Below are 26,405 nucleotides of genomic sequence, written 5' to 3'. Positions count from 1 at the left end.
ACAACACTGCCCTTTTGGAACAGCACTAAATAGACATCAACTCATAGATAGAGACAGGAGTGACATTTAAGATGGATAAAGAGCAGGGACGAGAAACGATACAGGAGCTTAACCATTCAACAACAGAAGTGAAATATACGCGGGAGCGGGCGAATACCTACATCGAGCAGCATCAACATGAGGTTGACCCAACTTACAGATTGGGATATCATCTCATGCCGCAGGTGGGGTGGATGAATGATCCCAACGGATTTATTTATTTCAATGGAGCGTATCATTTGTTCTATCAATTCTATCCCTACGCGCCGGTATGGGGGCCAATGCATTGGGGACATGCTGTGAGTTCTGACTTGGTCACATGGGAACACCAACCTGTAGCACTTGCACCAGATCGTACGTATGACATCGATGGGTGCTTCTCAGGGAGTGCCATCATTAAGGATGGAAAGCTTGCGCTGATGTACACCGGTCATGTAGTCACCGGACCTAACAAGGATCATGATTATTATCAGACGCAAAATATCGCGGAATCTGATAATGGCATTGATTTTGTGAAAAGCACACATAACCCTGTCATTCCACTGGATCTGATCCCAGCACATACGAGTAAGAAGGATTTTCGTGATCCGAAAGTATTCGAACGAAACGGGATGTATTACTGTGTACTCGGATCAAATGATGCAGCAGGCAATGGACTTATACTATTGTACCGTTCAACAGACTTACAGCAATGGAGCTTCGTCAACGTGATGGCGCAAAGTGACGGAACCCTTGGCGATAATTGGGAATGCCCTGATCTGTTTGCCATGGGGGATCAAGATGTATTGATCATGTCCCCACAACGGATGCCAGCTCAAGGAGATAATTATCGTAATTTACACTCTACAGTTTACATGATGGGAAATCTGGATGAAGAGCAGGGTGTACTGGACTACGAACATTATTATCCGCTTGACTGCGGATTTGATTTTTATGCTCCTCAGACGACAGAGGATGCGCAAGGACGGCGAATTATGATCGCCTGGATGGAGACATGGGAGACGGAAATTCCAACTCAGAACGCACATCAGTGGGCTGGAGCGATGACGCTGCCACGCGAGCTCATCCGCAAGGGAGACCGCTTGACCTTCCAGCCGCTGCCTGAGCTTAAGCAATATCGAATAGACGGCATGGAGCATAAGGATATTCGTTTGGATGATGGAGAGCATGATCTAGAGCTTAGCGGGGATCGTTATGAATTACATGCTGTTTTTGAAGCCGAGCAGGCACAGCAATTTGGATTGAAACTGCGCACTGGTGAGAATGAGGAAACCATCATCTCTTATGATGTGGCTCAGAGCCGGCTATGTTTTGACCGAGAACGTGCAGGAAAAGGGCCGGGAGGCGAACGGGCTGTTGAGGTTGAACTGCGTGACGGGAAACTGGAACTTCAGATTTTTGTAGATGCCAGCTCGGTCGAAATATTCATTCAGCAGGGTGAGCAGGTGATGACGGGACGTATCTATCCTGATCCGAGTTCAACTGGCATTAAGGCATTCTCATCAGGAGTTAGCACACTGACAGAGCTTCGTAAATGGGATTTGCGTGTTTAATTTCGAATGAAATATTATAATAATAACCTTGACCTTGAAGTATACTTCAAGGTTTATTTTATATGTATCCTTGGGATGACGGAGGAGAGGTTCACTCAAAAGTATCAGCACTATGCAAGACATGCATCAGGGGAAGAGTATAGTCGTGTGAAAGGACGGAGGAAGAGATATGAGCACAATGACGAGAGGAGAACTAGCCAAGCGTACCGGACTAAGTATGGCGACTCTCCGATATTATGAAGATAGCGGGGTGCTACCTGCACCGATCCGTGCATCGAATGGATACCGTAGATATTCAGAGGATTACGTAGTCAAAATCAAATTTATTAAGGATGCTCAAGCATTAGGTTACTCTTTAAAAGAGATAAAGGAGACGCTACAACTACTCAGCCAAGAGGATATGGACAGTGAGGTTCTGAGAGTATTGGTTCGCGATCGAATTGCAGATATTCAACAGCATATCAATAACCTAAAGGACATGCAGACACTTCTAGCTTCATTGCTCTTAACGCCAGAATCCGAAATCCATACTTATATAGAATCTTTCCGCAATAACTCAGAGGAAGCAGACGGCTCTCCCAAGCCACAAGAATGACATGGATACACCTCATATATATCGAAAAGAACCCCTTTCCCAACCTTTCGGAGAAGAGGTTCTATTTGTTTTGATTACAGTATGATGCATTATTCATTTACATAAAACCCGCTTCCCGTAGAAAATGATGCACAATCTGACGCTGATACCTGATCCGCACGGAACGCTTCAAGCTCCAGCACGTCTCCACAGTGACGGTGCGAGCCTGTAGAAGCCTTGCACCCGCTGTGCGTGCCGATCCAGGCAATTCATGCTGCTTCAGATTGAAATGTCTGTCCTGGTTTGCGATGGAACGATTCATTTGTTTAATGATGCGTCTACATGCTGGAACCGCACGACTGCCGGGATTAGTAATCAGCGTTTGTCCAAGAACACGGGAACTGAGCTGGGATAAGCCATTGGCTTCATGCAGATCTAACCACCAATCTGGTTGATATTGACGGGCAAGATGAAAGACTGCTGAGGCAAGAGGATGCCTAGCTCTTGCTGAAATTCGGCGTGGAAAGGTACGATTCAGATCTGGCTTGCCTCTAATTTTCTTCCGATATGCCTGCTGGTGCACCCGTGGGATGATGACGAGAAGCCCGCGCTGAATGATGTGCCGTCCTGCGATACAATCATCGACGAGCTGCTGCGCTGCAGCCATACTGGCTGTTTCATTACCGTGTACTCCCGAGGTAATCAGCATTACCGGGCCAGGGTTCGCTCCGCGCACAACATAATAGGGGGTAGCATGTACGCTCGATGAAGCAAGAATATGTTTGTTGACAAGCATGATGCTCACCTCCGTTACTACAATACGTCATGTCCTCCTTGTCTGTAACGGCACTTCAACAGCCTCCTTTCTCATCTTTTGCAAAATGGGTAGTACACTAAATACTTCATCTGGTTAAATACCAATTAATCCCTTCACAGGGAAGACATTTTTTTGCCACAATTCGGGATTTATGACCCTGTTCAAGAGTGCGTCACAAGACAACAGACTGTCTGTTCCTTTATAATTAAGAAGGTATTGTCGTAAACGTTTACAACTTGAGTTATTTAAATTCAAAATATTACGCCGGGCACGTGCCTGACCAATGGAGATACAGAACGATCAATCCGGCAAGAGAGAAGGATGTCATGAAGAAAATTGCATGGGTCACCGATAGTACGAGTACACTGGATCCTGTTTTCGCTGAGCAAAATCATGTTTATATTGTACCGCTGCGAGTTGTATTTGGAGAGGAATGTTACCGAGAATCAGAGGATATATCACCGGAACTATTCTACGAAAAGCTGGAGACAGCATCCAAAGCTAGCAGCTCACAGCCGCCAATCGGCGAGTTCATTGAATTGTATGAGTCATTGAAGGATCAATACGATGAGATCATAACCATTCATTGTTCCACTGCGCTTAGCGGTACATTACACACATCGATGCAGGCCGCGGAAATAGCAGGTGTGAAGGTGACTGCAATTGATTCGATGGCAGGTGCATACCCTCACCGGGAGATGATCCTGCAAGGTCTGGAGTGGCAGAAACAAGGTGCTAGTGCGGCCGAGATCAAAGCTAACATTGAACAGATGATTGAGAATATGTCCTTTTACCTCATTCCGGCCAGCCTTCAGAATCTTCATCGTAGTGGGCGAGTATCCGGAACACAGCTTGTCTTGAGTCAACTGTTGAAGATTCATCTGCTGCTACGATTTGAGGAAGGCAAAGTCGTGGTGAACGAGAAAATTCGTACATTCAAACGTGCGAAGCAACGTATGCTGGATGTGCTGAAAGTGGATATGGAGAAGGTGAAGCATGTATGCATCATGCATGCCAACAATCCGGATGAAGCGGTGACCATCAAACAGCAGATATCCGAATTGTTACCGCGACTCAAGACTGAGATTATGCCATTTATCCCTGTGGTCGGTATTCATGCTGGTGCAGGTACGATTGGTCTTTGCTGGTTCAGAAATGAGCACGTTTAGATTGCATGCTAGATAACATTCTAGATAACATCAGTTCCTAGTTTAGGTTTTGAATTGATTATAAATTAATCCCATATACCGGTAGGATGCCCTTGAGGTACAGCAGTTGCAATGTATGCTGAGTTCAAGTGGTATTCTGCCGGTTTTTTTCTATGTTTAATTCAGTGATAAGAAGAGTATGAACGCGAGACATCCTTTCATTGCCAATTGAAACAAAATGTGAGGTAATAAAGATAAATGAACATGTTGGAGGGGAATGTTGTGTCAAGTCACCGATTGTTGCTTGTTGAAGATGATCGTTCGATTAGTGAAATGGTAGGTCCTTATTTGGAAAAAGAGGGCTATGACGTTTCATATGCCTATGATGGTTATGAAGCGGAGGAGCAGTTCAAACAGGCGAAGCAAGCATACGATCTGGTTATTCTAGACCTGATGCTGCCTCGCAAAAATGGCATGGAAGTGTTGCAGACGATCCGCTCGGTCAGCTTGGTGCCCGTACTCATTCTATCGGCCAAGGATGGGGAGGTAGACAAGGCGCTTGGGCTTGGATTCGGCGCAGACGATTATCTTAGCAAACCGTTCTCACTAATTGAACTAACTGCCCGTATTAAAGCAGCAATCAGGCGCGCCAACTATACGGCACAGCCTATAGAAACTCCCAACGCACCTGTGCAGCATGAACGTCTGGAGTTCGGCGGGTTGGTAATGAACATGGACACCTATGAAGTGGAGCGAGAAGGCGCTGCTATTCGTTTAACCTCTAAAGAATTTGGTATTTTGAAATTGTTAGTTACCCACCCGGGCAAAGTGTTCACGAAGGCTCAGATTTATGCTGCGGTTTGGAATGACCAATATTATGGGGACGAGAACATTATTAATGTACATATGCGTCGTCTGCGCGAGAAGATTGAACGAGATCCTTCAGCGCCTCAATATATTAAGACGTTGTGGGGGATCGGGTATAAGTTGGAGGTGGAACAGACATGATGCTCGTCCTTTTGGGCATTTCTACGGGAGGGTTAGCACTCGTTGTCGTGATCTTAGCCATCAAATTGGCTCAGCGTAGTCAGCAAATGAAGTATATTCATCTTAAACTGGAACATCTGTTGGATCAGGGGACATACGAGCGATTGTTAGTGTTCAGCAACGATGCTCCTATTCAGCAGCTTCTTCGTGATATTAATCAAGTTCTGGATTATGCCCACCGAACTGGAGCTCGTTATGCTAATCAGGAGAAAGAGATGCGTAATATGCTGTCCAACATCTCCCATGATCTGAAAACACCGTTAACGGTTGTACTTGGATATAGTGAGACATTACTACATAGCCCAACATTGACGGAGCAAGAGCGAGAAGCCATGATCGGCAAAATCCATGATAAAGCCCAGGAGGTGCTGCGTTTGATCCACTCCTTCTTTGATCTGGCGAAGCTGGAGTCGGGTGATATGGAGCTGTCCATGACTCGGGTTAATCTAAGTGAACTATGCCGACTGAAGATGATTTCCTTTTACGAGATGTTAACAGGACTTGGCTTGGAAGTGAAACTGGACATCCCGGAAGGGGATATCTTCGTGCAAGCGAATGAGGAAGCGATCGACCGTGTGCTGAATAATCTGATTACCAATGCGATGAAATACGGCTCTGACGGCAAAATGTTAGGACTCTCCCTTCGGCATAATGAGAAAGATGGTGTACTGTTGGAAGTTTGGGACCAAGGTAAAGGCATTCCCGAAAGTGAGCACAGCCGTGTGTTTGAGCGAATGTATACGCTGGAGGACTCCCGTAATCGACAGTATCAGGGGAGCGGTCTAGGTCTCACCATTACCAAAAGGCTGGTTGAGCGCATGGGAGGCAGCATTGAATTACGGAGTGTTCCGCACCAACGAACCGTATTTTCGATCTCTTTGAATCCTTGTTAGAAGAACTATCTCTAAAATAAATCAAGATTAAGGTTTTTGTAAGAAATGATTAATAGAAAAGAAGACATTTCTCTTTACAATACAGATATCAGAACCCGGTAGTGAATGTTCATTTAGAGCAGTTTCATCAATAAGACTGAATGAAGCTGCGTATGTTCAACTAAACTTTTTTACACGAGAACGGAGAGGACAGAAATAACGTGAAGAAGCGAAGCGTTCGCCTGAAAGCTTTCTGCAAGAAAGCTGCATCGGAAGCATAAACCATCCCCGGATTTTCCCTTTGCAGAAGGGATTCAAAAAAATCTGGGGATAACAGCGATTGGAACGTTATTCTGTCATCGCAGTGGTAAGTGTAACACTCTTTAGTTGATTCTATATAGATTCTTGAGCACCACAAAAGGGATCGTAAAGGAGAACAAGAGATATGACTTATATTGCACGAACGATAGGTGTGTCCAAGACATATGAGGGAATAGAAGTAGTGTCCAACGTTAATATGAATATTAAACAAGGGGAAATTTACGGTTTCTTAGGGCCAAATGGTGCGGGCAAAACGACGATCATGAAAATGCTGACGAACCTGGTGAAGCCAACCTTTGGCGAAATCGAGTTGTTTGGAGAAAAGTTAACGCCCACCTCCTATGAAGTATTGAAGCGGATGGGAAGTATTATCGAATACCCCTTTTTCTACGATAAATTATCAGCTAGAGACAACTTGGAGCTTCATTGTGAGTACATGGGCTTCCACAACAAGAAAGTGATCAACGACATGATAGAAAAGGTGGGTCTGAAGGATACCGCGAAGAAAGCCGTTCGTGATTTCTCCCTTGGCATGAAGCAAAGACTCGGTATTGCGCGAGCACTCATCACAACACCTGAGCTGCTCATTCTAGATGAACCAATCAATGGACTTGATCCTGTAGGGATTAAGGAAATGCGGGATTTATTCAAACGTCTCAGCACGGAATACCGGATCACCTTGTTAATCTCAAGCCATATTCTCGGAGAGATTGAGCAGATTGCTGATACGGTAGGGGTCATTCGTGGTGGGAGATTAGTAGAGGAAGTCTCGATGGAGAGTATCCGTGGTCTTCACAGCGAGTATGTCGAGCTACAGGCTGTGGATATCCGCAAAGCGACTTATGTTATTGAGCATCAGCTTGGACTCCAAAACTTCAAGTTAATGGATGAGCAGACGGTACGCATCTATGATACAGGTCTTGTTCCGTCGCAGTTAACCAGCCAGCTAATCGAGCATGGTGTGCAGATTGAGTCCATCTTCAAACGATCACATTCATTAGAAGAACACTTCTTGAATCTCGTGAAGGGAGATGGAGACGTTGCTTAAGCTCATTGAACTGGAGATGCGGAAACACCACTTTTCTAAAAATCTGATTGCAGCGGGAATAGCTAATATTGTTATCTTTGGGTTTTTAGCCATGATTGCTTTCGTGGACTGGGGAGCGGATGACTATGCTTATTCGAACTATGCTGTATCCTTTATGCTCATTGATGTATGTGCGAGAGCGACCTTTATCGTATTTGCCGGGGCGCTGTTATCCAAGTTCATTATCCAAGAGTACCGGAATAAAACGATGAACGTCATGTTCACTTACCCGATCAAACGCCATAAAATTATCGCTGCCAAATTGATTATCATATTCGGGTTTACCTTCTGCATGATCATGTTCACCAATTTATTGATGGGCGCAATTCTATTGACCGTGAATCACTACTATCCTTTTGTTGCAGACGCATTAACGACCAATGAAGCATGGAGATTGTTATTGAAGTATAGTATTAGCTCCCTATCTGCTGCGGCTATGGCGCTAATTCCATTGTATTTCGGTATGCGTAAAAAGTCGGTTACTGCCACGTTGGTCTCTTCGATCATTCTCGTGTTTATTATCTGTTCAGGCGGAAGTGGATCCTCGCTTTCACTGAATTCCATTATTATTATCCCTATTACCTTAGGGGCAATTGGTTTATGGATTGCATCCTTGTCGATGCATCGTCTAGAGACAAAAGACGTGAACTAAAATCCTGCTCAAAAGCATACCCGGTATGGCTTCAGATGCCATTGACATCCGCTCGTACAAGGGATAGGATAATGTCAACTGAGACATGAAGGAGAATGCAACTACCATGACGATTCCAAAAACTTTGACAATAGCTGGTTCAGACACAAGCGGCGGTGCAGGAATTCAAGCCGATTTGAAAACTTTTCAGGAGCTAGGTGTGTACGGTATGACCGTATTGACTACCGTTGTGGCAATGAAGCCTGAAACATGGGATCACCAGGTATTTCCTGTTGAATTAAATGTAGTGGAAGCACAGCTTCGTACGGTTCTAGACGGTATCGGATTTGATGCAATGAAAACGGGCATGCTGGGCTCTGTAGAGATTATTGAGCTTGTGGCTAAACATATTCGTCGCAGCGGTCTTCCACAGATTGTTATCGATCCGGTAATGGTCTGCAAAGGTACAGATGAAGTACTGCAGCCTGAAAATACAGAAGCAATGATTGAGTTTTTGCTGCCAGGCGCAGATCTCGTTACTCCGAATTTGTTTGAAGCTTCACAACTCGCGAAAAGTGGCCCAATTCGCTCGAAGGAACAGATGGAAGCTGCTGCATCCATCATCCATGACCAAGGGGCGAAGCATGTCCTGATTAAAGATCGTGGTGTAATCAATCCAGGTAAAGCGATGGATCTTCTCTATGACGGTAAAAACTATGAATGGTATGAAGCTGATGTTGTTGGCTCTGGTTACACGCACGGAGCAGGATGCACAACCTCTGCAGCGATTACCGCAGGTTTGGCACGCGGTCTGACCGTGAAAGAGGCTGTTCGTGAAGGGAAAGCCTTTATTACTAAAGCGATTGCGGGTGGATTCCCACTGAATCGTTTTGTTGGCCCGACACTGCATGCGGCACACCGCCTGGAGCATCAACGTTAATTCGCGACAGGTGCGATTCATGCCAGAGACGATAGGTCTTTAATTTCATGGTGGTTGTCAATGAGCGGTGAAAGGCTCGTTGATGGCCACCTTTTTGTGTTATTTTTAAAATAGTAACATTTGGTATGTGTTAGGCGTTTATATCAAGGCATACGCACTTTAAGAGGGCGTTGTTGGACACATGAACGACACACCGAATCGTTATGGTAATATCAGAAATTAAAAAGGAGAGTCGGCCATGGTCAGAACAGTGCTTCTGGTGGAAGACGAAAGCCGCATTCGTGAGATTGTGGCCGATTATTTTATAAAAGAACAGTGGAATGTCCTAGAAGCCGAGCACGGATTCGAGGCACTTGAACAGTTAGAACAACATGAAGTGGATTTGGTTATTCTGGATGTGCTGATGCCGGAGATGGATGGATGGACACTTTGTGGTCATATTCGATCCCAATCGACCGTACCTATTATCATGCTGACTGCGCGATCAGAGGATGATGACAAGATTCACGGTTTCCAGCTTGGCGTGGATGATTATGTAACCAAACCGTTTAGTCCTCGTGTACTGGTGGCTCGTGCAGAGACATTAATGAAAAGGGTCGAAGGTGCCGTTAGTAAAGATCAGAGTGTCATTCGATTTGGACACGTAACGTTGGATCCTTGGGCGAGAAGGCTTGAGCGAAACGGCGTAGAGATTGAATTGGCACCCAAAGAATATGAACTATTGCTCTATCTAACTCGAAATCAGGGTCTTGTGTTATCCCGTGATGCAATATTGAACCGTGTATGGGGCTATGATTTTGATGGGGATTCTCGGGTAGTCGACACTCATATTAAGAAACTTCGCAGCAAGCTTGGTGAAGAGGCCAAATGTATCCGTACAGTGATTGGTACCGGCTATCGATTTGAGGCTGAGGCATGAGACGTACGGGTGTAACGATGAAGCTGTTTCTGGTGATGGCGGGGTTCTTGCTCCTACTGTACGGAACCACGGTGATTGCTCAGCTGGTATGGTTCCCGGACTTCTACCAACACCAGAAGATCACAAGCATTAAGAAAAAATTGTCGAGATTTGAACAACAGTATTCCACAGGGCATTGGAATGATATACAACTGGCGAAGGAAACCGGCAAATTCATGCGTCAGAACCAGTCTCATCTGGTCATTCTGACCAACACTGGCAAGCTAGTGAATGACCCATTTCACATTACGTTGCTGCAAGAGGATGGTTCGGAGGTCGAGGTGTCGCTGTCCCTTTTTATCAACAGTGAAAATGCGGGCTGGATTGCTTCCCACCTGAAGTATGGACAGCAATTAACCATAACGGGATCGGCTAATGGATTGCATGAACCGATGATCTATCCCTTCAAGATCAAAGACAACAACACTTCGGTATGGGGTACAGGGAGCTTCGAAGAATTGAATGAACCCGTGCAGGAGTGGTCTGGCATATTGACCAAAGTCGTTCTTCCCAACCTGGGGACATGGAGTCAGCGACAAGGTTTGCTCGTGCAAGCATTGGATAGTTTTTTCCCTCTTTCATCAGAGAATCAACTTAGTCTGAAGAATGGGAAGATGTTAAACCAGGAGTGGACGGATAGCTGGAGTGGAGTACGAAATGTAATCGCCATAGCCCCAGTTCGCAATGCTGATTCAGGGGAACAACAGCTTATCTTCTCGTTGACATCTCTGCAGGAGATGCGTGAAGCCAATGAAGCGACAAGGTTATTCTATGGGTACTTCGGAATTGCTGCATTTGTACTTATCTTGTTCTTGGCTCTGCTACTGTCGCGTATTGTTACGAAGCCGCTGCTGGCACTGAATCATGTTGCGAAGAAGATGTCAACGTTAGACTTCACTGTAAAATCACCTATTCGGCGTAATGATGAGATCGGTAGTTTGTCTGAAAGTCTGAATGCTCTGTCGACGACACTTGGGCAGACGCTGGAGGAGCTCCGACAGGCGAATAGTCAGATGCGCACAGATATGGAGATGAAGCAGCGGATCGAGAAGCGACAACGTGAATTTTTTGCAGATGCCTCTCATGAACTCAAAACGCCAATCAGTATCATCAAAGGATATTCTGAAGGGCTAAGAGATGGTGTAAGTGAGAACAAACGTGAACGTTACATTGAGATTATTGCAGATGAAGCTGTAAAAATGGAAACGATGGTCGAAGAGATGCTGGATCTTGTTCGGCTAGAATCGCAAGCCATTAAGCTGAACACCGATGCAGTAGCTCTCGGAGATATGATAGAAGATATCGCTGGACGTCTGAGTCCACAATTGAAGGGAAAAGAACTACATGTCGTGTTGGTCTCCACAACAGAGCAGACCGTTGAGGGAGATCGCAGTAAGCTGGAGCAAGTAATTTACAATATGCTGATGAACGCGATCCGCCATGCTGTGCCGCAATCAGACATCTTGATTGAGATCAGCCGTCTGGAAGGGCAGGTTCGTATCTCCATCGAGAACAAAGGTGAGGGCATATCGGAACCTGAACGTCAGAATATATGGGAACGATTTTACCGGGTAGAGCGTTCGCGTAATCGCAAAATGGGGGGAACCGGGCTTGGCCTGGCCATTGCGAAGCAGATTCTGGATCTTCATGGATGTCGTTACGGAGTTGAGAATACACCAGAAGGAGTCCGCTTCTACATTATTTTTCCTAATGCTTAGTTAGAAAGGGAGTTTAGTCTTATGAAATCTTTGCCATCAATTTTAACCTTGGGTAATTTAACTTCGGGTATGCTGGCGGTCATTATGGCCATACATGGGGAATTTGCACTTGCTGTAACGTTGATCTGGGTCGCAATGTTCTTTGATTTGTTTGACGGTTTTGCTGCTCGGAAATTGCACTGTGAAGGGGAATTTGGCAAAGCACTAGACTCCCTTGCTGATGTGATTTCATTCGGTACAGCTCCAATACTGATTCTGTATCTGAACGTTATGAACGGAGGAAGTATTTTGGGAATGGCACTTACAGCTCTGTTTCCGATCTGTGGTGCTCTCCGACTGGCACGCTACAATTGCCAGAAGACAGCGAGTCAAGGTTTTGTCGGCATGCCGATTACATTTGCGGGTGGCCTAATGTCCTTTTTCGCTCTATGGAGCCCTTATTTTACTCTTGGTGTAGCCTATCTCGTCATCGTTGTGTTATCTGGTCTAATGGTTAGCCAAATTCGATTCCCCTCTCTAAAACAGGTATTGACCCCTCAAGAGAAGGATATCGTGGAACCGAAATAAGGAGCGAGTCAGTGATGGAATTTGCAAAAGAATTTATTGGTCAGTACGGCTATTTCGCAATCTATGGACTACTGGCTCTGGGTGTAATCGGTATGCCTATACCGGACGAGGTGATGATGACCTTTGTCGGTTATCTTGCCTCGATCTCGGTTTTGAATTATTCGGTAAGTATTGCTGTCAGTTTTGGTGGTGCGTTCACCGGTGGACTACTCAGCTATATGATTGGCAAGAAGGCCGGCAGGCCGCTAGTCGTGAAATACGGTAAATGGGTGGGGGTAAACGCCAAACGGCTGGTCAGGGTAGAATCCTGGTTTATGAAGTATGGGTACTGGTCCATCATTCTAGGCTACTTCATTCCCGGGATTCGTCACCTGATGTGCTGCTTCTCTGGGATCAGTCGTATGGCTATGGGGAGATATATCCTCTTCTCCGGCATCGGTGCATTTCTATGGTGCGTTGTGTTCATATCGATTGGATTCTATGTTGGTGTGTTGACTTAAAATCGGACAGCCTATCAGCGTGATGGGCAAACTAAGCTAAAGACCTTTTGTGTGCAAAGGGGTCTTTTTTGTTTTTCTAACGTACGGTCGCCGTGGATTTACTGATGTGTGGCTTATGATAGGCTAGTTGCGAGTACTTACTGTTATATGGGTAGGATACGCTTGAAAATGTATGAGAATGGTAGTTAGCTGGAAGGAGGACGCAGAGATTCTACTAAGAAAAAATGGACTCATGCTCAGTCGCTCAGAGGAACAAAGGTAGCCTTATCCTTGGAAATGCAAGCTACCCATGAGTTATTCGAAACAAAATTCACCCCTCAGAATTATGGCTCCTAGGTAACTCTCCATGTAACTCCCTACGAACCTCCTATGTAACTCCTCATGGTGCTAATTAGTGCTGTATGGTAATTGCAATGCAAAACCTCAGGTAAATATAATACCTCAGCATCTCAGCATTCCGGGTACTAACAGAACCTCCAGAACCCAGAACCTCCAGAACCCAGAACCTCCAGAACCCAGAACCTTCAGAAGCCCAGAACCTCCAGAACCTCCAGAACCTCCAGAACCTCCAGAACCTCCAGAACCTCCAGAAACTCTAGAACCTCCAGAACCTCCAGAACCTCCAGAACCTCCAGAACCTCCAGAACCTCCAGAACTTCCAGAACCTCCAGAAACTCTAGAACTTCCAGAACCTCCAGTACCTCCAGTACCTCCAGTACCTCCAGAACCTCTAGAACTTCCAGTACCTCCAGAACCTCTAGAACTTCCAGTACCTCCAGTACCTCGGATGCCTTCCAGCACTCAGTGCCAAAAGTAACATCCTCCTGTACCTACCAATAACTAAAGTGACTTAAGTGGTTCCCGACTGGAGTTAAAAGTACTCACTTCAAGCGCCTTCAATGCCCATCCGCAAAAATCTAACGAACTCAGTGGAGCTAGAATAAAAAGTGGACACCCAATAACGGACAGAAGGATAATAAGGCTAACGGAGGTGTGTCCACATGGGAGAACAGCGGCAACGATACAATGAAGAATTTAAGAAACAAACGGTAAAATTTATCCAAGAACAGACCAAGACACTCGGAGACTTGGCAGAAGAACTCAACATTCCAAAAAGTACATTACACCAGTGGATGGGCAAGTATCGCGAACTTAAACATGAGCCCGTAGCTAGCGTAGATCGAGTGAAAGAACTGGAAGCAGAGCTTAAAGAAATGCGCCGGTTACTTCAAGAGAAAGAGCATACGCTTGCGGACACGCAAGAGGAACTGGCTATTGTAAAAAAAGCAGTGCACATCTTCAGCAAACCAAAGAGCTAAGGTTTCAGTTTCTGGAAAACCATCGCTCCCTGTTTTCTTTGGAGAAGATGTGCACTCTGTTACACGTGTCACGGAGCGGATATTACAAGTGGCGGATGGATCGAACAAGTAAACAGCAGCACCGGAGAACTGAGATCATGAAGCGTATTCGATTTCATTTCTACGACCACCAGAAGCGGTGTGGAAGTCCGAAAATTACGTATGCGCTCCATCTGGAAGGATACAGAATCTCTTCCCGTACCGTCAGTATATACATGCGTCAAATGAATCTTCGTTCCGTGCACACTCCTCGGTATCGTGTCCAAACGACGGATTCTAACCATCATCATCCCATTGCACCAAATACGCTGAACCAGCAATTTCAAACGTCCAAACCGAACACCGTATGGGTCACCGATATCACCTACATTCCCTGCCGAGGAGGCCGGTTATATCTCGCCAGTGTTCTGGATTTATGTACGCGTGAAATTGTAGGCTGGCGTCTGTACAACCATATGGAAACGAGTCTGGTGCTAGGTGCATTGAATGATGCTTACCGGGCCAAACGCCCCGCTCCAGGACTGCTACATCACTCGGATCGTGGCTCGCAGTACACGTCAAAAGAATACGTGGAGCAACTGAAATCGTATGGTATGGAGCTCAGTATGAGCCGCCGAGGAAACTGTTACGATAACGCATGTATCGAGTCTTGGCACAGTATTTTGAAGAAAGAACTCATTCACTGTAACCCTCGTTTTAAGAATCCAGAAGAGGCTTATAACACCATTTACCAGTACATTGAGTTCTATTACAACCGCAAGCGAATGCATGGTGCGCTAGGTTATCTTTCCCCTGCTCGTTTTGCGAAGAAATTTACGGACAAATCCGTCGCGTAAGTGTCTACTTTCTTGACATAGGTCCACAGGTAAGCTTAATACCTGTGTTAGAGCAATGTTGAACTTGTAACGAATCTCAGCGACCTTATTTCACGAAAGAGCCTGATAAAGTATACTGATTGACTCCATACGAGCTCAATAAGGTGCCCTGAGTTCGTTAACTATCGGATAGATAGCAATACTACCTAAATAGAGTGTCTCATGTTCGTAAGGTATTGATTTGATATCGATATAGGTTTGCACTCGTTTAGTCCCACTAATTGAAGTAACTAAAAGTGATTGCAATGAGGGGAAGCAGTAACACTAAGCATCTCAACTTACATGGTTGCGTCTAGAGTTAAAGGTAGTTCTTTAAGCAATTCAAAGTTATGATTCCCAAATTGAGTCAATAGCAGTTACTCCCAAGCGCCTTCAATGCCATCTCTAAAATTCTAACGAACTCAGGCGAGCTTAATACCTGTGTTTGAGCAATGTTGAACTTGTAACGAATCTCAGCGACCTTATTTCACGAAAAAGCCTGATAAAGTATACTGATTGACTCCATACGAGCTCAATAAGGTGCCCTGAGTTCGTTAAATAATGTATAGGTAGATATTTGGAGAAATAAAGTGTCTCAAGTTCGTAAGAAAAGGCTGTCCTGAGTTCAATACATAATGGATAGACTGACCATTGTTTGCAAAATAAAGTGTCTCATGTTCGTAAGATAAAAGTTCGATATCGTTTAGTACCACTAGCGACATGTAATATTTGCTGATTAATCAGGCTATGAAGAATTCTTCGAGCATGCTGATCTGTGATTCTTAGATGTGTTGCGAGTTCCGTGGGAGCAAATGGACGAAGGATACGTCTAGCATAACGAACAGTTTCGGCTTCAAGCCAGGTTAAGGATGGTGGAATATCCGTGGCTATGAATTTCCCCATGAACGATAGCACAAGCTGTTGGCACCGCTTCGGTTCGTCCTTAATAGAGAGATAAGCAATCGGCAGAACAATCCAATCATCGAGGGTTAGTAGACAATGCCGCCAGCATAAATCTTTAAAACGTCGTACATCAAGATCACGGGCATGTGGCCCGTATCCTTGAATTTCAATACTCCCCTTAATGCCGTTACCAGGCAGATAAGCCAGATCCAGATACCGAAAGCCGTTATGAAAGTCACGAACCTCCCATTCGGGTTGCAAATGGTTAAAGTTTTTCATTACCGGAAACCAAACGGAACGTAAAAACTCTAATGTGCCATGTTCAAGTCCATTTTCTATTCTAGAAAGCACTCTGGGATTCATTTCGTTCTCCAATAGAGAGGTCATCCACTCATCATAAGCCTTATCGAATTCAATGCTCAACATATCCATCTCCTCTTCAAATACTGCGGGCATCAAGTGGTCATTATGAAACTAAAATACAAAATGCCGCTTCGCCCATTTCTACCACCTTCGTGTTGAAGGGGAAGAATGGATCAAAGCGGCGTGTGCTTCACGACCGATATTGAATGTATAAAGCAAGTATAGCTTTAACTAAGGAATGTTTTCAATACTTCACCTGTTTAAACTTAAGCAACCTTGCTGCTCCCAGTGCACGTGGGCACCACTCCAAGACTCGACCACTTATCCAGAAATATTCGATTCTTGCTGAATCTCTTGTTCAATCTTGCGTTCGCCCTTTTTTCGACTAAACGTGATTTTGAGCAGTGGTGGTGTTACCAGAGTCGTAATAATAACCATAATCACAACACTGGTGAAATACTCGGAGTCCAGCAGCCCAGAAGCAAGCCCAGTTGACGCGATAATAAGTGCGACCTCTCCCCGGGATATCATACCTGCACCTATAGCTACGGACGACTTTCGATCAAAACCAGTGAGCAGAGCACCAGCTCCACCGCCGAGCAGCTTCGTTACAATGGCGATCAAACTGATTACGACAATAAACCAGATTTGAGAACCAACGCCATCAAACTGCACATTCAGTCCAATACTCACGAAGAATACAGGAACAAAAATACTGTAAGCAATAGGTTCTATCTTACTTTCCACTTCATGCTTGAAGCTTGTCTGTGAAATAGCAATTCCTGCGGCGAACGCACCAATGATGCCCGCAACGCCCATCCATTCTGCAAAGTAGGAGAATCCGAAGCAGATGATTAGCCCTGCTGTAATAACTGTTTCAGTTACCTTCAGCGGCTCCATCCATTTCATAATTCGTGGAACAAGGAACCATCCGGCAGCGATTATGATAACAAAGAACAATAACTTCTTACCAATAAGCAGGCTAATTGAAATATCTCCAGCACCTGTTCCGAGCAAGCTCATCATGACAGCCAGTAAAACAACAACTAGTACATCATCTACGACAGCTGCTCCCAGAATCGTCGTTCCTTCCCGTGAACTGAGCTGATTCATGTCCTTCAACGTTTGCACCGAAATGCTCACCGAGGTAGCGCAGAATAGAAGTCCGAAGAACAGAGCATGGGTCTGGGTCATCCCAAAACCAATAGCCGCTCCATAACCACCGATAAAAGGAAGAATTACTCCACCGACAGCAACTGCAAAAGCAGCCTTCCAATTTTTCTTCAATTGATCTAGATCCGTCTCAAGACCCGCAATAAACATCAATAATAGTACTCCGATCTCGGCCATATAGTGAACGAAATCGGATTTGGGTACCCAGTTCAGTAGAGCAGGACCAAGGATAACACCAACGATTAATTTCCCCAGCACAGATGGTTGACCAAGTCTTACCGATAGGTCACCCGCGAGTTTGGTGAAAATTAGAATCAAAGCAAGAGATAAAATGAATTCCATACATGTACTCCTCTCCGACAGTAGCGTTTATAGGTTGCCTCACCAAGGCGACTTCATACCAGCGAATAAACAAAAAAATGGCATGTTAGGGCAGTGATAACCGCACCCTGACATGCCAATAGAAGACAAGAAGGGGCCTTGGTGACAGGCTCCTCCTTGTTAAACGCGTATGTGATTAATGACATTAATTATAACAGAATTACAATCTAGGGTAAACAACCAGCACACCTCATTCATTAGAATCTACGCCGTGGGGCACGATAACATCATGTGGTGGACATTTTTGTTCAGAGTGTTGTCACTTAACAGCCGACAAATGCCGAGATATAATGACATAGAACATAGAAGTTAGGATATGAGGAGGATTTTACATTGGGCAAACAGGCCAAAGGGGACTCGAACAATCAATCGAACCAAATTACCCCGACCAGTAATAAAAATTTTGCAGGTATTATCATCACCATTTCCATTCTCGCCAATGTCATTATTTTATTGTTGTTCTTCGCGCCATCGATCGGCTATAAGGGAAGTGTAGACTTTGATATTACCATACTGCCGCGTTTTAATGCTGTATTCAACAGCTTCACCTTCATCTTCTTGCTAGCGGCGCTGATTGCCATTATCAAGCGCAATGTGAAACTACACAAACGATTTATTATTGCCGCATTTTCGACGACGATGTTATTCCTTGTAACGTATTTGTCATTCCACTACCTCTCCCCGGAAACTTCAAAATATGGTGGAGAAGGCATCATTCGTTCCATTTATTTCTTCATCCTGATTACGCACAGTATTCTGGCAGCATTGATTGTGCCATTGGCTCTATTCACCCTGGTATGGGGCTGGACGAATCAATTGAAGAAACACCGTAAAATCGCTCGCTGGACCATGCCGATCTGGCTGTATGTCAGCTCTACAGGTGTTGTAGTCTATCTGATGATGGCACCATATTATTAATGTCATAAATAAAGTTTAACGAAGTATATCCTGTAGCACTTGCGGGTAATGTTTCCATGGAAGGAGGTTCACGGTCGTGTACAGAGTTGTATTAATTCGCCATGGACAAAGTATGTGGAACGTAGAAAATCGTTTTACGGGCTGGACGGACGTGGATCTGACCACAGATGGGTACGGAGAAGCCCGTAAAGCCGGTAAGATTTTGAAGGAGCAGGGATTTGATTTTGACTATGCTTATGCTTCGGTACTGAAACGTTCCATACGAACATTGGATATCGCATTGGATGAGATGGATCGCATGTGGATTCCTATTACGAAGACATGGAAGCTGAACGAACGCCACTATGGTGCTCTGCAAGGCTTGAACAAACAACAGACCGCAGTCAAGTACGGGGAAGATCAAGTGATGGAGTGGAGACGTTCTATTAGCGTGTCACCCCCGGCTCTAGATGAGACGGATGAACGTTACGTCCAAGATCAGGACAAGTATGCCCGATTGGGTTGTACCATTCCTCGCACGGAGAACTTACTGGATACATCGAAGCGGGTTCTGGAGTATTGGGACAACGAGATCAAACCGGTTGTATCGGCTGGTAAACGGGTGCTTATCTCCGCTCATGGCAATACGCTCCGTTCATTGGTCATGCACCTAGATCAGATGTCTGAAGCCGATGTGATGGCGCTTAACATTCCAACGGGCATTCCGCTTGTCTACGAATTGGATGAAGACCTTCATCCGATCGGACACTTTTATCTGACAGCCGATGGTTCAACGTATAAGCATGAAGAAATGACTCATGTGGCTACGCCATCAGATTAACGTCCAAAATGACCCCTGCATTCATATGTGGGGGTTAATTTTTGTGCGTTTTGCGAATCAACTTCATTTCATAACATAACACTTTAGCTGGGTTTAGATCGGGACAAGTTATGGTGGATCATACCCGTTCAATTAGCCTATATAATTACTTGCATAATTTATGTCTGAAGTGAGATATGAGATGAATGTACCGTATTTTTTTATTTATTCAATGGCTTATTCAGGACGTTTCGATTTCGGCACAACGGGTAAATTTCAAACAAGACACGATGTACATTTATCCTTAAAGGAGGAAGAGCACATGTCTAAACGTAAAGGAATTATCATGACAGCTATCGGTGCAGGCGTAACGTATCTGATGAGGAACAAGCAGGCAAGGGATAAGTTATTTTCGACAGTCTCAGGCATGATGAAAGGTTCAAGTTCGTCTACTGGCAAAAGACCACAACGTATAGATATAAAATAGATTCATCCTATCAGCACGCAATGTTAAGCCCGGAGCTTCTTAGTCCGGGTTTTTGCCTGTTCACTTTACTTTCTTTTCGACGTTAGTTGCTGAGCTAGATCTTGAACTAACCATTTACACGATAACAGCGCAAAGGTTATTCTGTCATCGGAGTGGCAAGTGTGAACATTCTTTAGTTCGATATATATAGATGTTACTTTTCAAGAAGCAGGATGCGATTTTTGCAATGAAGAATGATACAATGGATACTTGCAGAAATTATGGGAGGTGGTGCAGATATGAAAAAAAATCGTCTAGGTTCATCCGAATTGATGGTAGGAGAGATTGGTCTAGGATGTATGTCGCTCGGAACTGATGTGAATCCAGCCGTAGCCCTGATCCATGAAGCGTTGGATCACGGTGTGAATTTGCTCGATACAGCCGATCTGTATGACGCGGGGCGCAATGAAGAGATCGTAGGGCAAGCGATTAAGGGACGCCGGGATCAGGTTATTGTAGCTACCAAGGTTGGGAACCGAAGAATACAAGGTCAAGAAGGTTGGGCATGGGATCCATCCAAGGCGTATATCAAACAGGCGGTACATGACAGTCTCAAACGTCTCCAGACTGACTATATTGATCTGTATCAGCTGCATGGCGGTACCATTGAAGATCCAATGGAAGAGACCATCGAGGCATTTGAAGAACTTAAGCAAGAGGGGCTCATTCGCTATTACGGTATTTCCTCCATTCGGCCTAATGTCATACGGGAATATGTGAGAAGAGCTCAGATTGTAAGTGTCATGAACCAATATAGCCTAGTGGATCGCCGTGCGGAGGAAGAGGTATTGCCTTTATTGGAGCAAAAGGGAATTAGTGTGATCGCCCGCGGGCCAGTCGCCAGTGGAGTACTCGCTGATTCTGGCGCAGCTAAGGTTGATAAAGGCTATCTAGACTATACGCCAGCTGAGCTTCACAGTATTCGGGACACGCTGGGACGTTATGTTACGGACGGGCGCAGTTTAACTCAAACGGCAATTCGATATGCCTTGTCTCATCCAGCCGTAGCTGCGGTTGTACCTGGCGCGAGTTCTAGAGAACAATTGCTGCATAATATTGCTGCTTCAGCATCAGCACCGCTCACAACAGCGGAGATCCAACAAATAAAGGAATCGAATCCGGCTAACCTGTACAAGCAGCATCGCTGAGACAGGAAGAAATAGGAAGTCCTATTTTCAAATGTAACTATTCAAGGTACAATGAAATAAAGTTAAAATATTAACTATTCCGTTTCAGGTACACATGATTATGCTGTGGCTGAACATATATAGACAAGGGAGAGAACATCTATGGAAAGAATTCTTAGTGAACAGCAATATCGCGATACCATCAATTCAGACAGTCTAACCGTTATTAAGTTTGATACAACCTGGTGTGTTGACTGCAAAAACCTGGATCGTTTTATCGGAGATGTAGTCGACCAGCACGCTGACAAAACGTTCTATGCTATGGACGCGGAAGAATTACAGCCTTTGGCTGAGGAGAATGGGGTACGCGGTATTCCAAGCTTGCTTGTTTTCCAAAATGGCAAGAAAATCGCACACCTACACAGCAAATGGGCTAAGACTCCTGCTCAAATTTCGGAATATCTGACTACCTTGGAATCCAAAGTATAACTAAAGCTGATCTACACACATAAGGCACCTTCAATCATATCCATGATTTGAAGGTGTTTTTTTAATGTTCTACTCCAATTCATTGCTTCCCAAAGGTGTTCAGAATTTGTTTAGACCCTAGCAGTACAATGTTAAAGCGACATAAGATGAACATAGGTTCAACTCATGTAGTATAAACCTAATACTGGAGTGAACAGAGATTACTATGAGTAAAGCTATCTTTCAAGAAATGCATCAACTGAGTCGTAATGATGAACTAAGATATCAATTATTGATGCGAGGAGTGAGAAGACGGCTAGAGGAGCAGAAGCAGAATAGATATAATTTGATTGAGCAGATGAGATATCGGAAGAAATTAAGAGAAATTCAAGTGAAGCAGTGGTACTAAATCTAGATCTATAGGTTCACCAAAAGTAAAAAAAGCTTCTATGTCATCTATACATAGGACTCGATTTATTGGATTTAGCACTTAGCACATGTAACACATAAATAAAATGGCGGCTCAGTTCCAGAGGAACATGAGACCGCCATTTATATTTCGCTACGATGTTTGACGTTACATTAGAATGATGAAGAATACGGCTGCTAGAACGAAGCGATATACCGCAAAGACCGTAAGACTCAGACGTTTGAGAATGGACAAGAATGTTTTGATTGCAAGCATCGCAACGATGAAGGCTGCAATAAAACCGATAGCGAAGATCGGGAAGTCACTGCCATTCAGATGATCGATACTTTTGTACAGATCGTATCCTGTAGCACCAATCATGATTGGCACAGATACGAGGAACGTAAATTCGGCTGCAGCTACACGGCTGATCCCTGCGAATAGACCGCCAGAGATCGTTGAGCCGGAACGAGAGAAGCCAGGCCACAGTGCCAAAATCTGAAATAGCCCGACTACAAAGGCTTGTTTATACGAAATATCGTCTACATCATGGGTAGTGATGCGCTCACTACGGTGGCTCCAGCGTTCAGCTACAATCATCAGAACGCCCCCAATGACAAGGCTGTACAGTACCGTCTCAGGGCCGAATAAATGGGCTTTGATCCAATCCCGGAAGACTAGTCCAATGACTACAGCAGGAACCATTGCGAGAAAAATGTGTCCAAGGTTTAGACGACGGGAATAACTTCGTTTTCCCCCAGTGAAGCGGAACATGTCGATAAACTTGTTCCAGTACAACACCACAACTGCAAGTACAGCTCCGAGTTGAACAACCACCTCAAACGTTTTGACTGACTCGTTGTCCTCCGATAAACCCAGCAGGTGGGCGGTCAGAATCATGTGTCCTGTTGAGGACACGGGCAAAAACTCAGTCAAACCCTCGATGATGCCCATAATAATAGATGATATAAAGTCCAATTCTCTTCCTCCTTGAAATGCAGATGGCAGAAGTGAGCTGCCCTGCTTCACAATGCCTGTCCTCTAGAACATGGCTATGCTCTATTATGATCAGAAATGCATACAACTTCAACTTCTCTCATGAATCTATTGTTTAAAACTATATTGACAAAAACCTAGTTATCCCATAGGATATACATTAACTGACTGACTGATCAATCGGGAGGGTTAAACGTATGAGTAAAGGTAATACTTTGGAACCTGGCGAAGACCGCCGGAACCAGATTATACGCATAGCACTAGAGCGTTTTGCAACGCAGGGTTATCATCAGACCAAAATTTCCGATATTGTTCGGGAAGCGGGTGTCGCTCAGGGAACCTTCTATTGGCACTTCAAAAGCAAGGAAGCCATTGCCTCCGAGATTGTACTCACAGGCAGAGAGAAACTTCTTGAAGCGATTGGACAAGGATATCGCAAGGATGCCGGAACGGTAGAGGATATGGTGAAGGCTTCGGAACGACTGTTTACCGATTTATTCTCTTTTGCCGCAAACAATCGTTACTTCATGGAGCTACTTCTCAAAGGCATCGTTACGGAAGATGCAGTTCGCCGTCTGGTTGAGGAGACACGCAATGCGGTGGAAACGGCATTTCGTCACAACATGGAGAGAGCCATGGAGCTGGGAATGTTGCCAAAATCAATGGATATTCCGCTGAGAGCAGCATTGCTTGTCAGCATGATTGAAGGCATGATAACGCGCTGGTTATTTGGTTCAGAGGATCTGCACAACGCGTTCTCTTCCATGACAGCATCGTCGCTCGCGGCGGAGGCAGCAAGCTTTGAATTTTACGGATTGTTAGGCACATGAAGACATCGCCTGATTCCGAAGCATTTACTTTGAAATAAGGATGAGCATCTGATTAGGAAAATGAAAGTACGTCCTATCACATGTTTCAGCCACGAGCAGGGAATAATGGGGATAACTGTTGTATCACCATACATTAAGTACCACATATAACCATGCTCCTGTATGCACAACCACATAACGACTTGAGAGGAAGAACACAACATGAATACTGGATCGAACATTCGTAAGAATAAAACTCGCAAAGGCTGGACGCTAACGGCATTGCTACTAATCACCATGCTGGTACTTAGCGCTTGCGGCAGCAAAGCTACAACTGATAATGGCGGAGATGCTGCGGCACCAGCGAGCAATGAACTGGAACAGATCAAGTCGGCTGGCGTTATCAAAGTGGGGATGATGGGAACGTATCGTCCATACAACTTCCTGAATGATAAGAAGGAAATGGATGGCTTTGATGCAGATATCGCACGTGAGGTTGCGAAGCGTCTGGGAGTTGAGGTTGAATTTGTATCCCAGGAGTTCTCTGGACTGACACCAAGTCTACAATCCAAGAAACTGGATGCGATCATTAGCCAAATGACAATCACCGATGAACGCAAAAAAGCACTGGATTTCAGTGATCCGTACATTACCAACTCCGTAAAAATCATTGTGAAAAATGATAATAACGATATTACGACGTTAGAGGATTTCAAAGGAAAAACGATCGGCGTAGGTTTGGGTACCAATGATGAAACGTATCTGCGTAATGAAGTACTGCCCAAAGTTGGCGATTTCACGATCAAAACGTATGACGATGTTATCTCTTCCCTGAAAGATCTGGATGCAGGTCGTATCGATGCAACAATCAATAACCTGTATGCGCTCAAACCTATTGTGGATGCAAATGGCTTCAAGATCAAAGCTGTAGGCGAACCAATCAAGAGTGACCAAGCCGGAATCGCAGTTCGTAAAAACAATCCGGAACTCGTAGCTGCACTGAATGAGGCACTAAAAGGCATGAAGGACGATGGCACATACAACACCATTTTCAAAAAATGGTTTGATGAAGAGCCTGCGCAATAATGAACCTGCAAGGCGAAGGGAAGTTTGATCCATGGAACTTGATTTGATACTTGAAAATGTCCCCTTCTTTTTGAAGGGGGCGTATTACACTCTATATGTAACTGTGATATCAATGTTTTTTGCCTTTATCATTGGGGTAATCGTTGCCGTAGCTCGTCTCAAAGGGCCAATGTGGCTTCGGTTGATTGCCCGATTTTATGTATCCATCATGCGAGGAACACCGTTGCTCGTGCAATTATTCGTTATCTATTACGGATTAGTGGACTACGGGGTAACCTTAGGCTCACTTACCGCTGCTTGTCTCGCACTCAGCTTGAATGCAGGTGCTTTTTTGTCTGAAACCTTCCGTGGTGCAATCCAAGCTGTTCCCAAAGGGCAGACAGAGGCAGCTTATGCGACAGGCATGACACCGGCTCAGACGATGAGACGCATTGTGTTCCCACAGGCTGTCCGGATCGCTATTCCACCGATGGGTAATACGTTTATTGGTATGCTGAAGGAAACATCACTTGTGGCCGCAATCGGGGTAACCGAGTTGTTGCGTTCGGCACAATTACTGGTTTCTCAATATGCACTGAACATGCCGTTTTATCTAGCGATCGGTGTGATCTACTGGATCATGAGCATCGGCTTCTCGGCCATTCTGGAACAAGTGGAGCGCAGACTCGCTCGGGCTTACTGATCGAAGGAGGAGAACCGATGATTACAACGACAGGGCTTAGCAAGCGTTTTGAGAATAATGAAGTACTTAAAAATATAGATTTACATGTGAACGCCAAAGATATCGTTGTACTGCTCGGACCAAGTGGTTCAGGCAAGAGTACATTGCTGCGCTGCTTGAACGGTCTGGAGCAGTTGTCTGGTGGACGAATTGAAGTGAACGGTACTGTGGTAGACAGTGCGGATTCTCTGCGTGTACAGCGTGCGAGAGTATTAGAAATACGTCGTCAGACGGGCATGGTATTTCAGCAATTTAACCTCTATCCGCATAAGACCGTGCTGGGTAATGTGATGGAGGGGCTGGTCACAGTCAAAAAGATCAAGCGTGATGAAGCAGCCGAACGAGGCAAGCTTCTGCTAGACCGTGTCGGTCTGTCCGATAAGCAGGATGCTTATCCATCCCGATTATCCGGTGGACAGCAGCAACGTGTTGCTATTGCTCGTGCACTCGCGATGGAGCCTGAGGTGATGCTGTTCGATGAACCTACATCGGCTCTTGATCCTGAGCTCGTAGGTGAAGTGTTGTCTGTCATGAAGGAGCTGGCTCAGGAAGGCATGACGATGCTTGTGGTGACCCATGAATTGAAATTCGCCCGTAATGTAGCGAACAAAATTGTGTTCATGGCGGACGGATCGATTGTGGAGGAAGCAAGTCCTCAGGCGTTCTTTGAACATCCAGAACAAGAACGAACACGCAAGTTTTTACAACAAATCACTGAATTTTAATGAAGAAAGAAGGATGA

Annotated in this window: 28 protein-coding genes; 24 read left to right on the top strand and 4 right to left on the bottom strand. The window is 45.0% G+C overall.

Translation table 11 applies throughout. The annotated features are described in order from the left end of the window. Positions 1–71 precede the first annotated feature (71 nt). Positions 72–1,592 (top strand): glycoside hydrolase family 32 protein, encoded by a 1,521-nt coding sequence (locus V6W81_RS25085; RefSeq protein ID WP_338540718.1) that lies wholly within the window; start codon positions 72–74, stop codon positions 1,590–1,592. 169 nt (positions 1,593–1,761) lie between these two features. Further along, positions 1,762–2,187 (top strand): MerR family transcriptional regulator, encoded by a 426-nt coding sequence (locus tag V6W81_RS25080; RefSeq protein WP_338540716.1) that lies wholly within the window; start codon positions 1,762–1,764, stop codon positions 2,185–2,187. Between the two features lie 97 nt (positions 2,188–2,284). Here the strand turns inward: V6W81_RS25080 and V6W81_RS25075 are convergent, their stop codons facing one another. Continuing rightward, positions 2,285–2,962, bottom strand: coding sequence for a succinylglutamate desuccinylase/aspartoacylase domain-containing protein (locus V6W81_RS25075; protein WP_338540715.1), 678 nt, complete (start codon positions 2,960–2,962; stop codon positions 2,285–2,287). 347 nt (positions 2,963–3,309) lie between these two features. Between V6W81_RS25075 and V6W81_RS25070 the strand changes: the two genes are divergently transcribed. The 12 genes from V6W81_RS25070 to V6W81_RS25015 all read left to right on the top strand — a co-directional run bounded on the left by V6W81_RS25070 (position 3,310) and on the right by V6W81_RS25015 (position 14,966). Next, on the top strand, positions 3,310–4,152 hold the full coding sequence (locus V6W81_RS25070) for a DegV family protein (protein WP_251384393.1): 843 nt from the start codon (positions 3,310–3,312) through the stop codon (positions 4,150–4,152). Positions 4,153–4,395: 243 nt separating this feature from the next. Continuing rightward, positions 4,396–5,139: a response regulator transcription factor gene (locus V6W81_RS25065; protein WP_275446344.1), complete on the top strand. Its 744-nt coding sequence runs from the start codon at positions 4,396–4,398 to the stop codon at positions 5,137–5,139. Further along, positions 5,136–6,071, top strand: coding sequence for a sensor histidine kinase (locus V6W81_RS25060; RefSeq protein WP_338540713.1), 936 nt, complete (start codon positions 5,136–5,138; stop codon positions 6,069–6,071). The genes V6W81_RS25065 and V6W81_RS25060 overlap by 4 nt, the downstream gene beginning before the upstream one ends. 424 nt (positions 6,072–6,495) lie before the next feature. Continuing rightward, positions 6,496–7,419 carry an ABC transporter ATP-binding protein gene (locus V6W81_RS25055; RefSeq protein WP_338540712.1) on the top strand — a complete coding sequence of 308 codons (924 nt, stop codon included), beginning with the start codon at positions 6,496–6,498 and terminating at the stop codon, positions 7,417–7,419. Continuing rightward, positions 7,412–8,110, top strand: coding sequence for an ABC transporter permease (locus V6W81_RS25050; RefSeq protein ID WP_056693179.1), 699 nt, complete (start codon positions 7,412–7,414; stop codon positions 8,108–8,110). The genes V6W81_RS25055 and V6W81_RS25050 overlap by 8 nt, the downstream gene beginning before the upstream one ends. A gap of 106 nt (positions 8,111–8,216) precedes the next feature. Continuing rightward, positions 8,217–9,029: a bifunctional hydroxymethylpyrimidine kinase/phosphomethylpyrimidine kinase gene (thiD, locus tag V6W81_RS25045; RefSeq protein ID WP_338540711.1), complete on the top strand. Its 813-nt coding sequence runs from the start codon at positions 8,217–8,219 to the stop codon at positions 9,027–9,029. A 238-nt stretch (positions 9,030–9,267) separates the two neighbouring features. Then, a complete protein-coding gene (locus V6W81_RS25040; RefSeq protein WP_145051798.1) occupies positions 9,268–9,948 on the top strand; it encodes a response regulator transcription factor in 681 nt (226 codons plus the stop codon). Further along, positions 9,945–11,705: a sensor histidine kinase gene (locus V6W81_RS25035; RefSeq protein WP_338540710.1), complete on the top strand. Its 1,761-nt coding sequence runs from the start codon at positions 9,945–9,947 to the stop codon at positions 11,703–11,705. Before V6W81_RS25040 ends, V6W81_RS25035 begins: the two co-directional genes overlap by 4 nt. Positions 11,706–11,726: 21 nt before the next feature. Continuing rightward, positions 11,727–12,272, top strand: coding sequence for a CDP-diacylglycerol--serine O-phosphatidyltransferase (pssA, locus tag V6W81_RS25030; RefSeq protein ID WP_145051795.1), 546 nt, complete (start codon positions 11,727–11,729; stop codon positions 12,270–12,272). 14 nt (positions 12,273–12,286) lie between these two features. Then, on the top strand, positions 12,287–12,772 hold the full coding sequence (locus V6W81_RS25025) for a DedA family protein (RefSeq protein WP_307220799.1): 486 nt from the start codon (positions 12,287–12,289) through the stop codon (positions 12,770–12,772). A 1,001-nt stretch (positions 12,773–13,773) separates the two neighbouring features. Continuing rightward, positions 13,774–14,091 carry a transposase gene (locus V6W81_RS25020; RefSeq protein WP_111270792.1) on the top strand — a complete coding sequence of 106 codons (318 nt, stop codon included), beginning with the start codon at positions 13,774–13,776 and terminating at the stop codon, positions 14,089–14,091. Between the two features lie 11 nt (positions 14,092–14,102). Next, a complete protein-coding gene (locus V6W81_RS25015) occupies positions 14,103–14,966 on the top strand; it encodes an IS3 family transposase (RefSeq protein WP_338543928.1) in 864 nt (287 codons plus the stop codon). 690 nt (positions 14,967–15,656) lie between these two features. Here V6W81_RS25015 and V6W81_RS25010 read toward each other — a convergent pair. Together V6W81_RS25010 and V6W81_RS25005 are read right to left on the bottom strand one after the other, a co-directional pair. Further along, entirely contained in the window at positions 15,657–16,313 is a 657-nt protein-coding gene (locus V6W81_RS25010) for a transcriptional regulator (protein ID WP_338540709.1), read from the bottom strand. Between the two features lie 258 nt (positions 16,314–16,571). Further along, a complete protein-coding gene (locus tag V6W81_RS25005) occupies positions 16,572–17,765 on the bottom strand; it encodes a cation:proton antiporter (RefSeq protein ID WP_338540708.1) in 1,194 nt (397 codons plus the stop codon). A gap of 372 nt (positions 17,766–18,137) precedes the next feature. On the opposite strand from V6W81_RS25005, the gene V6W81_RS25000 reads away from it, so the two are divergent. From V6W81_RS25000 to V6W81_RS24975, 6 genes are all read left to right on the top strand, one after another. Beyond that, positions 18,138–18,722, top strand: coding sequence for a DUF420 domain-containing protein (locus V6W81_RS25000; RefSeq protein ID WP_145051784.1), 585 nt, complete (start codon positions 18,138–18,140; stop codon positions 18,720–18,722). A 76-nt stretch (positions 18,723–18,798) separates the two neighbouring features. Beyond that, entirely contained in the window at positions 18,799–19,542 is a 744-nt protein-coding gene (gene gpmA / locus V6W81_RS24995) for a 2,3-diphosphoglycerate-dependent phosphoglycerate mutase (protein WP_145051782.1), read from the top strand. Positions 19,543–19,843: 301 nt separating this feature from the next. After that, positions 19,844–20,008 (top strand): hypothetical protein, encoded by a 165-nt coding sequence (locus V6W81_RS24990; protein WP_164848570.1) that lies wholly within the window; start codon positions 19,844–19,846, stop codon positions 20,006–20,008. Positions 20,009–20,286: 278 nt separating this feature from the next. Next, complete coding sequence (locus V6W81_RS24985; protein ID WP_145051779.1) at positions 20,287–21,195, top strand: aldo/keto reductase; 909 nt, start codon at positions 20,287–20,289, stop codon at positions 21,193–21,195. 141 nt (positions 21,196–21,336) lie between these two features. Further along, positions 21,337–21,663 carry a thioredoxin family protein gene (locus tag V6W81_RS24980; protein ID WP_056693209.1) on the top strand — a complete coding sequence of 109 codons (327 nt, stop codon included), beginning with the start codon at positions 21,337–21,339 and terminating at the stop codon, positions 21,661–21,663. Between the two features lie 205 nt (positions 21,664–21,868). Beyond that, the gene (locus V6W81_RS24975; protein ID WP_056693213.1) at positions 21,869–22,051 is read left to right on the top strand and encodes a hypothetical protein; all 183 of its coding nucleotides are present in this window, start codon (positions 21,869–21,871) and stop codon (positions 22,049–22,051) included. A gap of 168 nt (positions 22,052–22,219) precedes the next feature. Here the strand turns inward: V6W81_RS24975 and V6W81_RS24970 are convergent, their stop codons facing one another. After that, the gene (locus tag V6W81_RS24970) at positions 22,220–23,005 is read right to left on the bottom strand and encodes an undecaprenyl-diphosphate phosphatase (RefSeq protein ID WP_056693502.1); all 786 of its coding nucleotides are present in this window, start codon (positions 23,003–23,005) and stop codon (positions 22,220–22,222) included. 239 nt (positions 23,006–23,244) lie between these two features. Here V6W81_RS24970 and V6W81_RS24965 point away from each other — a divergent pair, with 239 nt between their 5' ends. The 4 genes from V6W81_RS24965 to V6W81_RS24950 all read left to right on the top strand — a co-directional run bounded on the left by V6W81_RS24965 (position 23,245) and on the right by V6W81_RS24950 (position 26,388). After that, positions 23,245–23,877: a TetR/AcrR family transcriptional regulator gene (locus V6W81_RS24965; protein WP_338540706.1), complete on the top strand. Its 633-nt coding sequence runs from the start codon at positions 23,245–23,247 to the stop codon at positions 23,875–23,877. Between the two features lie 201 nt (positions 23,878–24,078). Then, positions 24,079–24,942: a substrate-binding periplasmic protein gene (locus tag V6W81_RS24960; protein WP_338540705.1), complete on the top strand. Its 864-nt coding sequence runs from the start codon at positions 24,079–24,081 to the stop codon at positions 24,940–24,942. A 31-nt stretch (positions 24,943–24,973) separates the two neighbouring features. Beyond that, complete coding sequence (locus V6W81_RS24955) at positions 24,974–25,624, top strand: amino acid ABC transporter permease (protein WP_056693229.1); 651 nt, start codon at positions 24,974–24,976, stop codon at positions 25,622–25,624. A 17-nt stretch (positions 25,625–25,641) separates the two neighbouring features. Then, entirely contained in the window at positions 25,642–26,388 is a 747-nt protein-coding gene (locus V6W81_RS24950; RefSeq protein ID WP_056693238.1) for an amino acid ABC transporter ATP-binding protein, read from the top strand. Positions 26,389–26,405: the final 17 nt, after the last annotated feature.

The organism is Paenibacillus tundrae, from assembly GCF_036884255.1.
Taxonomy (GTDB): domain Bacteria; phylum Bacillota; class Bacilli; order Paenibacillales; family Paenibacillaceae; genus Paenibacillus.
The sequence above is the reverse complement of the archived record's forward strand: the minus strand, read 5'-3'. Positions and strand labels throughout refer to the sequence as shown.